Origin of the sequence: Haloimpatiens myeolchijeotgali (genome assembly GCF_042688525.2) — a bacterium.
Taxonomy (GTDB): domain Bacteria; phylum Bacillota; class Clostridia; order Clostridiales; family Clostridiaceae; genus Haloimpatiens.
Map to the genome: position 1 here is coordinate 350200 of NZ_JBHWAB010000001.1, position 12041 is coordinate 362240.

Annotated in this window: 9 protein-coding genes and 1 other annotated feature; of the genes, 8 read left to right on the top strand and 1 reads right to left on the bottom strand. The window is 28.2% G+C overall.

Going from position 1 to position 12041, the window contains the following annotated elements:
* Window positions 1-7 precede the first annotated feature (7 nt).
* The 5 genes from ACFIJ5_RS01795 (at window position 8) to disA (ending at window position 7227) form a co-directional block, all read left to right on the top strand.
* A complete protein-coding gene (locus ACFIJ5_RS01795) occupies window positions 8-2440 on the top strand; it encodes an ATP-dependent Clp protease ATP-binding subunit (protein WP_379809498.1) in 2433 nt (810 codons plus the stop codon).
* Between the two features lie 517 nt (window positions 2441-2957).
* Window positions 2958-3086, top strand: coding sequence for a hypothetical protein (locus ACFIJ5_RS01800; RefSeq protein WP_379803083.1), 129 nt, complete (start codon window positions 2958-2960; stop codon window positions 3084-3086).
* 258 nt (window positions 3087-3344) lie between these two features.
* Window positions 3345-4583 carry a hypothetical protein gene (locus ACFIJ5_RS01805; RefSeq protein ID WP_379803086.1) on the top strand — a complete coding sequence of 413 codons (1239 nt, stop codon included), beginning with the start codon at window positions 3345-3347 and terminating at the stop codon, window positions 4581-4583.
* Between the two features lie 204 nt (window positions 4584-4787).
* Entirely contained in the window at window positions 4788-6146 is a 1359-nt protein-coding gene (gene radA / locus ACFIJ5_RS01810; RefSeq protein WP_379803088.1) for a DNA repair protein RadA, read from the top strand.
* Window positions 6147-6162: 16 nt separating this feature from the next.
* The gene (gene disA, locus ACFIJ5_RS01815) at window positions 6163-7227 is read left to right on the top strand and encodes a DNA integrity scanning diadenylate cyclase DisA (RefSeq protein WP_379803091.1); all 1065 of its coding nucleotides are present in this window, start codon (window positions 6163-6165) and stop codon (window positions 7225-7227) included.
* A 42-nt stretch (window positions 7228-7269) separates the two neighbouring features.
* On the opposite strand, the gene ACFIJ5_RS01820 is transcribed toward disA, so the two are convergent.
* A complete protein-coding gene (locus ACFIJ5_RS01820) occupies window positions 7270-7668 on the bottom strand; it encodes a nucleoside triphosphate pyrophosphohydrolase family protein (RefSeq protein WP_379803094.1) in 399 nt (132 codons plus the stop codon).
* 362 nt (window positions 7669-8030) lie between these two features.
* On the opposite strand from ACFIJ5_RS01820, the gene ACFIJ5_RS01825 reads away from it, so the two are divergent.
* The 3 genes from ACFIJ5_RS01825 (at window position 8031) to ACFIJ5_RS01835 (ending at window position 12039) form a co-directional block, all read left to right on the top strand.
* Entirely contained in the window at window positions 8031-9128 is a 1098-nt protein-coding gene (locus ACFIJ5_RS01825) for a PIN/TRAM domain-containing protein (protein WP_379803096.1), read from the top strand.
* 30 nt (window positions 9129-9158) lie between these two features.
* Window positions 9159-9851, top strand: a complete 693-nt coding sequence (ispD, locus tag ACFIJ5_RS01830; RefSeq protein ID WP_379803098.1) for a 2-C-methyl-D-erythritol 4-phosphate cytidylyltransferase — start codon at window positions 9159-9161, stop codon at window positions 9849-9851.
* 40 nt (window positions 9852-9891) lie between these two features.
* Window positions 9892-10064 (top strand) — a binding site (T-box leader).
* Between the two features lie 265 nt (window positions 10065-10329).
* On the top strand, window positions 10330-12039 hold the full coding sequence (locus tag ACFIJ5_RS01835; RefSeq protein WP_379803100.1) for a proline--tRNA ligase: 1710 nt from the start codon (window positions 10330-10332) through the stop codon (window positions 12037-12039).
* The last annotated feature ends 2 nt before the right edge of the window (window positions 12040-12041 follow it).

Here is a 12041-nt window from a genome sequence, read left to right on the forward strand (position 1 = left end):
GATATGGGTGATATTTGGAAGATTTACGGAACGTTCTCAAAAAGTATTTTTAGGTGCTCAAGAAGAAGCAAAAAATTTTAGACATGGATATGTAGGGACGGAACATATACTTTTGGGAATTTTAAAAGAAGAAGGTATTTCAAAAAAATGTTTAGAAAATCAACAAGTTACTGTAGATAAAGTTAGAGAGTTTGTTAATAAATATGAGGGAAAAGGAGACATAGATTTCATTAATAATGAAATTCCATTAACACCAAGAACAAAGCGATTACTAGAAATAAGTTTGATAGAGGCAAGAAATCTAAATCACAATTATATAAGTCCAGAACATATCCTTCTTGCTTTAATTAGAGAAGGAGAAGGAGTAGCTTATACTATACTTGCAAATTCTAATGTGAATTTTAATAAATTAATTAAAGATATTATGTCAAATATTTCGGGAGAACAAAATCAAAGGGAACAATCTAATTCAAAATCAAATAATAAATCTACACCTATGCTAAATAAATATGGTAGAGATTTAACAGAAATGTCTAAAGAAGATAAACTGGATCCAGTTATAGGCAGAGAAAAGGAAACAGAAAGAGTACTGGAAATATTATGCAGGAGAATGAAAAATAATCCTTGTTTAATAGGAGATCCAGGAGTAGGTAAAACAGCTATTGCTGAAGGATTAGCTGAAAAAATAGTATCAGGTAATATACCAGAGATTTTAAAAGACAAGAGGGTAGTTACGTTAGATTTATCTTCATTAATTGCTGGATCAAAATATAGAGGCGAATTTGAAGATAGGTTAAAAAAGGTTATGGAAGAAATAAGAAATACGAAAGATGTTATTTTATTTATAGATGAAATTCATACAATAATAGGAGCAGGAGGAGCAGAAGGTGCTATTGATGCTTCTAATATTTTAAAACCAGCACTTGCAAGAGGAGAAATTCAATGCATTGGAGCTACTACAATAGATGAATATAGAAAATATATTGAAAAAGATTCTGCACTTGAGAGAAGATTTCAACCTGTTATTGTTGGAGAACCTACAAAAGAGGAAGCTGTTGAAATTTTGAGAGGATTAAGAGATAAATATGAAGCACATCATGGGGTGAAAATTACAGATGATGCTATTGAAGCTGCAGTAAATTTGTCAGATAGATATATAACAGATAGATACTTACCAGATAAAGCTATTGATTTAATTGATGAAGCTGGTGCAATGGTAAGGATTCAAAATTTAACTGCTCCACCAGATCTTAAGAGTTTAGAGGATAAACTTGAAAAAGTATCAAAAGAAAAATCTGATGCAATAAAAGTTCAAGACTTTGAAAAAGCGGCTAAGTTAAGAGATGAAGAAAAATCTTTAAAGGATAAACTAGAAAATTCAAAAACAAATTGGAAAACTCAAAGTGAAGTAAGTGAGCAAATAGTTTCTGAAAAACAGATAGCAAATGTAGTAGCAAAATGGACTAATATTCCTATTGAGAGACTTACGGAAACAGAATCAGAAAAACTTCTTAAGTTAGAAGACATACTTCATAATAGAGTTATTGGCCAAAAGGAAGCAGTAAAATCTATTGCTAGAGCAGTAAGAAGAGCAAGAGTTGGTCTTAAAGACCCAAAACGTCCAATTGGTTCATTTATATTCTTAGGACCTACAGGAGTAGGAAAAACAGAGTTATCTAAGGCTTTAGCTGAAGCTATGTTTGGTGATGAAAAGAATATGATAAGAGTTGACATGTCTGAATATATGGAGAAACATACAGTATCAAGACTTATAGGTTCACCTCCAGGGTATGTTGGATATGAAGAAGGTGGACAATTAACTGATAAGGTAAGAAGAAATCCTTATTCAGTAATATTGTTTGATGAAATAGAAAAAGCTCATCCAGATGTTTTTAATATTTTACTTCAAATATTAGAGGATGGAAGATTGACAGATGGAAAAGGTAAAACAGTGGATTTCAGAAATACAATAATTATAATGACTTCAAATGCTGGTGCAGAGACTATAAAGAAACAGAAATCTTTAGGTTTTGCAGTTTCAAATAATAAAAGTGAGACAGAGTATGAAAAAATGAAAGAAAATATAATGGAGGAAATCAAGCGTACATTTAGACCTGAATTTTTAAACAGAATTGATGATATAATAGTTTTTCACCAATTAGAAGAAGTTCATTTAAAAGAAATAGTTGATTTAATGTTAGAGGATGTAAGTGAAAGATTGAAAAATCAAAACATTAATATAAAATTCGATGATGTTTCAGAAGAAATATTAGCTAAACGTGGATTTGATCCAACGTATGGTGCAAGACCATTAAGAAGAGCAATTACCAAGGCAATAGAAGATAAGCTATCTGAAGAGATATTAAAAGGAAATATTTCTAAGGGTGATACTGTAAATGTTATTGGTAAAGGTAATGATTTATTATTTAATAAAGAATAAATTGTCTACATTAAGCGTTACTTCATTTGTGCAGAAGTTTAAATAATATATAATATATAAAACCTCTGGTAGAAAAACTAGAGGTTTTATTCGTATGTGAAAAACAGCCGCTACGGGAAATGATATATTGCTTAGAAACCTTTCACTTCAGTAACAATTTCTAAGCTTTACTCATATTGAAAAAAGATTTTTTAATTAATATTCCATAGGAATCAGTAATTAAAAAATAACTTTTTTCAAATTCGTAAAGCTAAGAACTTGTAAACTTTGTTCAAATGTTTCTTACGCAATATATTATTTCCCTTCGCTAAGCAGTATTTTTTTACTGTGGAAGTTGAGTATTTTAATAAATGAAAAACATTATAAAAGTTTAAAACTGTTATAATAGTATTGAAGATTTATATATTGAAACAGATAAAAAAATAAATATAAAAAGTAAGGGTATAGATATTAAAAAAATATTTTATATTTTAGATATGGTTACTTATAATAATAGATGAAAGGTGGGGATTATGAAATGAAGAAAAAAGGAATAATTATAACTTTATGTTTAGCAGCAGTAATATCACTTATAAGTGATAAAAAGCAAAATAAGTGTAAAAAACAAGAAGCTATAGATATAGATACTGATGAATTAATACAATAATTATATAATAATTCATTTTTATTATTAATTAAAATAATTTCAATCAATATAAGTATCTAAAAATATAAGATAAATATAGAAAATACTTAATTGAGACTTCACTTTGATGAAGTCTTTTTTTATGCAATATGTGCCTTTGTTCTGTATCATTAAGAAAAATATGGTATAATTATAACAATAATCACAAAATAGAAAATATTTTGTATATTGAACAAATATATGTTATTTTTTAATGATAAATTTAAGGGGGGCAATTTAATGCGACTATATGAGGATAAAGATGTGATTGATTTATTATACAAACTTGATGAAAAAATAAATGAAAATTTGAATATATATTGGCCTAATTTTAATAAGTTACCTATAGCATTATACAATAATAAAAAAGTTTTTTTAATTAATCATAAGAATCCACCTAAGAGTTTTACAAATGAGAATAATGTATTTATAGGACCTTGGGATAGTAGATTTACAGGGAATACAGCTATTTCATTAAATAATTATATTACTGGTATATTAAATATAACAATAATTACTCCATTAACTTCATTTGAAAAAATATATTCTTTAGTTATTCATGAATTATTTCATGGTGTTCAGATAATAAATAAGGATAAAAGGTTTGTTCAAGAAATGATATATATACAATATCCTATTTTAAGAGATAATATTGAATTAAGAAATAGAGAGAGAGAATATTTATTAAGATCAGTATTTGAAAAAGATGGACAAATACAAAAACAATTAATTGGTATGTTTAAGTTTTGCAGAGAAAAGAGGAAAAAATATATAGGAGAATATATTAATTATGAATTAGCAGTTGAGAGTATAGAAGGTACAGCTACATATGTAGAATATAAAGCATTTTCAGATGTTAGTTGTTTATCAGATGAATATATATTATCAAAATTTATTCAAAAACTGGAAGTAGATAATACTATATTGAGTAATTTAAGAATAAGCTGCTATTCATCAGGTGCAGCTTTATGTATTTTGTTAGATGATTTATGTCCAAATTGGAAAGGTGAGTATACAAAATCTTCATTGTATCTTTATGATTTTTTTATCAATAAAGTACGTAGTAAGGAAATAGTAGTGAAAATCGATGATTATTCTTGTACAAAATATTTAATCAAAAAAGATGGAGAATATAAACAAAAAGAATTTGAAAAATTTAACAATAAAGACGGATTTAAAATCATATTGAAAGGAAATATGGTACTAGAAGGGACCGATCCTATAAATATAATTGTATCGGATAATATGATTTTACATAAGCATTTTATTAAATTTATTACTAGTAGACATCAATTTATTTTGAAAGTACCTGTGTTGTCTAGAAAAGGGGAAAAAATATATAATATTACACAAATCGAATTTTTTGTACATACTGAACCTGTACAGAAAGAAGATAATATTCTTGTTGAATATTTAGGAGATGTAAGAGCAAAAATGATGAGATATGGTGAAAATTTTTATATAGATTTAGAAGAATAAATTGTATTATTAAGTTGAATATGTATATTAATAATCAAAATTTCAAAATATATATTAAAATTTTATTAATATATTAAATTTGTATTAAAAATTGTAGAAATTGTAAAGTAATAAGTATATAATATATATTTGGGTAGTTTTATTGACCACGTTTTTTAATGTGGTTTTTTTATTTGAAATATGTGCAAAATAGGAGATATATGAATGGGTAAAATTAAGAATTTTTTTGTATGTGAGAAATGTGGTTATGAAAGTGCAAGATGGATGGGAAAATGTCCAGAGTGTGGAGCATGGAATACTATGGTAGAAGAAGTTCGAGATACATCTCGTAACAATAAAGTAGTACAAGATAATAATTTGAGTATACCTAAAAGTATAGTTGATATAAAATCTAGTGAATATGAAAGATATGATACGGGAATAAAAGAATTAAATAGAGTATTAGGGGGAGGACTTGTAAAGGGATCTTTAACATTGATTTCAGGAGATCCTGGAATAGGTAAGTCTACTCTTCTTTTACAAAGTGCTAGCAGTATTGCAAAACAATATGGTAAAGTATTATATGTGTCTGGTGAGGAATCTGAAGAACAAATAAAAATGAGAGGAAATAGACTTAAAGTAATGTTTCCTAATCTTTTTATTGTATCTGAAACTAATATAGATATTATTAAGAAACATGTAGATTCTATTAGACCTGTGTTTGTAATAATTGATTCGATTCAAACCCTATACAATTCACAATTTTCTTCAGCGCCTGGAAGTGTATCACAGGTAAGAGAATGTTCAAATGAACTTATGAGACTGGCTAAAAATACAAATATTTGCTTTTTTATAGTGGCACATGTAACAAAACAAGGAGAGTTGGCAGGACCTAGAGTTTTAGAACATATGGTAGATACTGTTTTATATTTTGAGGGAGAAAGAACTCAAGAATTTAGAGTACTCAGAACTATGAAAAATCGTTTTGGTACAACAAGTGAAATAGGAGTTTTCGAAATGAGTGAAATAGGGCTTAAGGAAATACTAAATCCATCCGAAGTATTTTTAGAAGAGACTAATTTCAATCAAGAAGGTTCATCAGTTATAGGCATAATGGAAGGTACAAGACCTTTGTTGGTTGAAATACAAGCACTTGTAAGTGAAACTAAAGCAGTTATGCCTAGAAGAACGGCTGTAGGTGTTGATACATCAAGATTAAATTTAATTTTAGCTGTTTTAGAAAAAAAATTAAGAATACCTTTTTATAATTGTGATGTATATGTAAATGTAGTTGGAGGGTTAAGTATTGACGGAACATTTGGAGATTTAGGATTAGCATTAGCATTGGTATCAAGTGCTAGAGGAAAGCAATTTAAACTAAATAGAATGGCTATAGTAGGAGAAGTGGGTTTAACATCAGAAGTTAGACCAGTAGCTTATTGCGAAAAATTAGTAAATGAAGCAAGTAAGATGGGATTTCAAAACATTATTGTACCATACAGAAATGTGGAAAAAATAAGTAATGATAAAATAAATTTACTGGGAGTAACGTCGTTAAGAGAAGCTATTAGTAAAGTTTTTTAGGGTAGGGTGAGTAAAAGTGAGATTTAATAAGGATAAAGAGTTAATGAATATTTTAAGAATAATGGCACCAGGTACGCAGCTTCGTGAGGGATTAGAAAATATTTTAAGAGCTAAAACAGGTGGACTTATAGTATTGAGTGATAGTGAGGAAATATTGCAACTTGTAGATGGGGGATTTAATATTAATTCTGAATATAGTCCTTCATATGTGTATGAGCTTGCAAAAATGGATGGAGCTATTGTAATAAGTAGTGATTTAAAGAGTATATTGTATGCAAATGCTCAACTTATTCCAGATTCTTCAATTCCTACATTTGAAACAGGTACTAGGCATAGAACAGCACATAGAGTAGCTAGACAGACAGGTGCTATAGTTGTAGCCATTTCACAAAGAAGAAATGTTATAACTTTATACAAAGGAAAAATAAAATATGTTTTAAGAGATAGCAGTATAATTCTTGCAAGAGCCAATCAGGCACTTCAAACATTAGAAAAATATGTTTCAGTACTTGATAGGGTTTTAAGCAATTTAAATTTATTAGAATTCCAGGATTTGGTTACTCTATTTGACGTTGTAACAGCTATTCAAAGGACTGAGATGGTTATGAGAATAGTTGGTGAAATTGAGATGTATATATATGAATTAGGAAATGAAGGTAGATTAATATCTATGCAGTTAAATGAACTTATAAAAGATGTTGAAGAAGATGGAATATTATTAATAAGAGACTATTGTGAAAGTGATATGGATTATAATGAAATCTATAAGCATCTCCAAAATATGTCTTCAGAAGAGTTACTTGATTTAGATGCTATCTCAAAATTATTAGGCTACACAGGAGTTCCATTAGTAGATACATTAATATCTCCTAGAGGATACAGAATGCTTAATAAAATACCTAGAATCCCTGTCAATGTAATTGAAAACTTAGTTATTAATTTCAAAGAACTAAAGGCTATTATGGAAGCTAACTATGAGCAATTAGATAGTGTAGAAGGCATAGGAGAAGCAAGGGCAAAGGCTATAAGAAATGGATTAAGAAGATTAAGAGAACAGTTTATGCTTGATAAACAATTATAGTCTAATATAGCACAAAATAATTATTTTGTGCTATATTATATATTATTTTAGTGAAAATTTTCCTAGTGTATTAATTCTGTTATATTCTTTCAAAAGAATGTCATACAAATTTAAATCCAATGTATTACAAAGAGAAAATAGATAGAAAAAATTATTGCCGATTTCTTTTTCTAAAACTTCTCTACAGTTTTCACACATTTCACCCTTTATGTGTGTTTCTAAATAGTTTTGTAAATTTTTATTATCTATACTATCATTTGGTAATTTCTGTCTCCCCGCTTCTATTTGTATACAACCACAATTAGTTACAGATTTAGCAATAGCTCTATTTATTCTGGCTTCAGATTCTTGAAGTTTAGTCATTATATCTAAAATACTTTTATGCCTTAATAAAGACTCTGATACAGAATTTTGGAAATCATCAAAAATAATGTCTTTCATTGAGTTCAACTCCTTACAAAAATTTGGAATAGACTTCTTAATGTAATTATAATTTTTTTCAGACAATTTTGTCAATAACACTAAAGATTAAATTTTAAGTTTAAATATATGATAAACTAAATTAAAAATAAATTATAGGGGGAATTTATTTATCAAAATATTGTAAGTAAACATACTTGGACTTTCAAAGAGATTTATTAAAATACACATAAGACATTGTTTATTTAAAATTAATTTTCAATTTGTTCATTTAATTATTATTGAAATAAAAATATTATTAATATATATTAATTATTATAGGATTGAAAAATATTGAATATGCTAATACTTATAATATAATTCATTTTAGGGAGGTGAAAGTAATGTTAAAGAAAATTTTAAGAGGGTTATTTACTATAACGGGAACAATAATAGGATATATTATTGGAAAAACATTATTAGAAACTAATTATTTTAGTAAAATTGATTATTTTAAATCAAATGCTATTCTTGCAGCTAGTTTTTTAATCTTTTGTGTAGTATTATTTGGACTTATAATGTTTTTAATTTCTCCATTGATAAACTCTATCATAATGAAAGCTATGGAGTACATAGAAAATAGGTTTCAAAAGCTTTCTGCTAATGAAATTTTATTTGGTACTGGAGGAGCAATTGTAGGACTTATAATTTCAGCACTTATAACACCTTACTTTTCAAATTTTGGTGTATTAGGAACTATTGCGGCTATACTTTTGGCAATAATTATGGCAGCTCTTGGTATTAACATTGCAACAAGAAAAAGAGAAGATATCATTGGATTTTTTTCGAATTTGAGAAAACCCAATACTGCTAAAGATAAAAAACAAAAAAATGTATTTAAAGGCACTCCTAAGGTTTTAGATACTTCTGTAATTATAGATGGAAGGATATTAGATATTTGTCAAACAGGTTTTGTAGAAGGCGCTTTAGTAATTCCTAATTTTGTTTTAGCAGAATTAAGACATATTGCAGATTCCTCAGATTCTTTGAAAAGAAATAGAGGAAGAAGGGGACTTGACATATTAAATAAAATTCAAAAAGAATTAGATATAGAAGTACAAATATCTGAGAAGGATTTCCCTGAGATAGATGAAGTAGATAGTAAATTATTAAAACTTGCACAGGTTTTAGGGGGGAAAGTAGTAACTAATGACTTTAACTTAAATAAAGTTGCTAAGTTCCAAGGAGTAGCTGTGTTAAATATTAATGAATTGGCTAACGCTGTTAAACCTATGGTATTACCAGGAGAAGAAATGGTTATACAAATAGTAAAAGATGGTAAAGAATCTGGCCAAGGTATAGGATATTTAGATGATGGAACTATGATTGTAGTAGAAGGCGGAAGAAAATTTATAGGAGAAACTAAACGAGTAATAGTTACTTCTGTACTTCAGACAGCTGCTGGAAGAATGATTTTTGCTAAACAAAAGGATGAAAATTAAATAAGTGTATATGATCGAGAGAGGATTAATATGAAAAGGACGTGTGCAATTATCTTAGCTGCAGGTAAAGGAAATAGAATGAACAAAGGCATAAATAAGCAATATATAAAGCTTAAAAATAAGCCTATACTATATTACACATTAAAAGCATTTTTGAAAAGTGAATTAATAGATGATGTTATTGTAGTAGCAGCTCAAGATGAAATAGACTATTGCAGAAGAGAAGTTGTGGAAAAGTATAATATGTGTAAAGTTTCTAAGATTATTGAAGGTGGATTGCAAAGACAAGACTCTGTATTGAATGGACTTAAGGCTGTTAAAAACTGTGATATAGTATTAATTCATGATGGTGCAAGACCATTTATAAACGAATTTATCATAAAAAATGCAATAAAATATGCTAAATTGTATGGTGCAAGTGCTTGTGGAGTTTCACCTAAAGATACAATAAAAATAAAATGTAATGATGGATTTTCACATAGTACTTTAAAAAGAGAAGAGTTATTTTGTGTTCAGACACCTCAAAGTTTTAGATATGATTTAATATTAGAATGCCATAAAAAAATAAAAAAACAAAATATAAATGTTACAGATGATACAATGGTTGTGGAAAGATATGGACATAAGGTATATCTTTATGAAGGAAGTTATGATAATATTAAAATAACTACTCCAGAAGATTTGGTAATAGCACAAAATCTATTAGATAAAGTAAGCTATTGACAGAATACAGTATAATGGGTATATTATATTAGTAACTGAATAGTTAGCTATGATGAAGATTAGTAGAAACTGCTTGCAGAGAGAAGATCCTTGGCTGTAAGATCTTCAATAGTTTTGAACCTACTTCGGAGCTGTAGTTAAAAACTACCGGAAGATACCGTTATATGATTAAGAAAAAACTTAGGTGGTACCGCGATTTAACTCGCCCTAAAATAGGGCGAGTTTTTTTATTTATTAAGGAAAATTTTATTAAACATACTTTCACAAAATATAATGAAAGCTAGTTTTAGTAGGGAATTATAAATTTTTCAAGAAAAATATTGTTTTAAGATTAAGTAAATTTAGTACATAGTAAGTTTGTGCAAAATTGAACTATATAAATTTATAATTTCTTACTGAGGTGAAAGATTTTTTATGCAATAAATGCATTTGTTCTATGTTTAAGAAAAAGTAGGAAAAATAAGGAGGAAAATAAATTATGAGAATGTCAAATATGCTTATAAGTACATTGAGAGAAATTCCAAAAGAAGCAGAAATACCAAGTCATCAGTTAATGCTTAGAGCAGGAATGATGAAAAAGATGGCATCAGGAGTATATAATTTTATGCCACTTGGATTAAGAGTTATAAAAAAGATAGAAAATATAGTTAGAGAAGAAATGGATAATGCTGGAGCACAGGAATTTTTAGCTTCTGCAGTTATACCATCAGAATTATGGAAAGAGTCTGGAAGATGGGAAGTTTTTGGACCGGAAATGTTTAAGTTAAAAGATAGAAATGAAAGAGAGTTTTGTTTAGGACCTACACATGAAGAAGTATTTACAGATATAGCTAGAAATGAGATAAATTCATATAAACAATTACCATTAAATCTTTATCAAATTCAAACAAAATATAGAGATGAAAGAAGACCTAGATTTGGAGTAATGAGATCAAGAGAATTTATAATGAAAGATGCTTATAGTTTTGACAAAGATAATAAAGGATTAGATATATCATATAATAAGATGTATGAGGCTTATAAGAAAATATTTACAAGATGTGAATTGGAATACAGTTGCGTTGAAGCGGATTCAGGTGCAATGGGAGGAGCAGGTTCTGCAGAATTTATGGTGAAATCAGCTATAGGTGAAGATGAAGTAGTATTCTGCAGTAGTTGTGATTATGCAGCAAATGTAGAAAAGGCAACAGCTACTCCAGAAATAAGTGAAGAAGAAGAAATGATGGAATTAAAGAAAGTAGAAACACCAAATGTTAGAACTATTGAAGAATTAGTTAAATTTTTTAGTACTACTTCTAAGAAATTTGCTAAGACTTTGATATATAGAGCTGATGATAGAGTTATTGGTGTTATGGTAAGAGGAGATAGAGAGGTAAATGAAATAAAAGTTAGTAATGCAATAGGTGGAGCTGTAGAATTTGAGATGGCAGATGTTGAAACTGTTAAGCAAGCAACAAATGCTCAAGTTGGTTTTGCAGGTCCTATAGGAATAAAAGTAGATGAATTGTTAGTAGATGAAGAAGTTAAAAATATGTATAACTTCATAGTAGGAGGAAATGAGACTGGATACCACTATGTTAATGTGAATTATGGTAGAGATTTTGAAGGGAAAGTTGGAGATTTTAGAAAAGTAGTTGAAGGAGAAAAATGCCCAAGATGTGGAAAACCTATTACAATAGCTAGAGGAATAGAAGTAGGACATATTTTTAAATTAGGTACTAAATATTCAGAATCAATGGGTGCAACATTTATTGATGAAGATGGAAGTCCAAAACCATTAATTATGGGATGCTATGGTATAGGGGTAAATAGAACTATGGCAGCTGTAATTGAACAGCATTATGATGAAAATGGAGTAGTTTGGCCATTATCAGTAGCTCCATATCATGTTGTAGTAGTTCCAGCAGTTTATAAGAAAGAGGAACAAATGAAAGCTGCTGAAGAAATTTACAATAAATTAAAAGAATTAGGAATAGAAGTACTTTTAGATGATAGAAAAGAAAGAGCAGGCGTTAAGTTTAAAGATGCTGATTTAATCGGAATACCAGTGAGAATAACAGTAGGTAAAAGAATTTCTGATGGAGAAGTTGAATTTAAATTAAGAAGTGGTAAAGAACCGGATGTAATAAAGGTAGAAGATGTTGTATCTAAGGTAAAAGAAGTTTTAGATAAATGCAGCATAAAATAATA

What these genes read in the sequence shown, in the direction of transcription:
- ACFIJ5_RS01800 (WP_379803083.1), top strand. Translation starts at nt 2,958, where the DNA reads ATGAAGAAAAAAGGAATAATTATAACTTTATGTTTAGCAGCAGTAATA.
- ACFIJ5_RS01820 (WP_379803094.1), bottom strand. Translation starts at nt 7,668, where the DNA reads ATGAAAGACATTATTTTTGATGATTTCCAAAATTCTGTATCAGAGTCT.
- radA (WP_379803088.1), top strand. Translation starts at nt 4,788, where the DNA reads ATGGGTAAAATTAAGAATTTTTTTGTATGTGAGAAATGTGGTTATGAA.
- ACFIJ5_RS01825 (WP_379803096.1), top strand. Translation starts at nt 8,031, where the DNA reads ATGTTAAAGAAAATTTTAAGAGGGTTATTTACTATAACGGGAACAATA.
- ispD (WP_379803098.1), top strand. Translation starts at nt 9,159, where the DNA reads ATGAAAAGGACGTGTGCAATTATCTTAGCTGCAGGTAAAGGAAATAGA.
- ACFIJ5_RS01805 (WP_379803086.1), top strand. Translation starts at nt 3,345, where the DNA reads ATGCGACTATATGAGGATAAAGATGTGATTGATTTATTATACAAACTT.
- ACFIJ5_RS01835 (WP_379803100.1), top strand. Translation starts at nt 10,330, where the DNA reads ATGAGAATGTCAAATATGCTTATAAGTACATTGAGAGAAATTCCAAAA.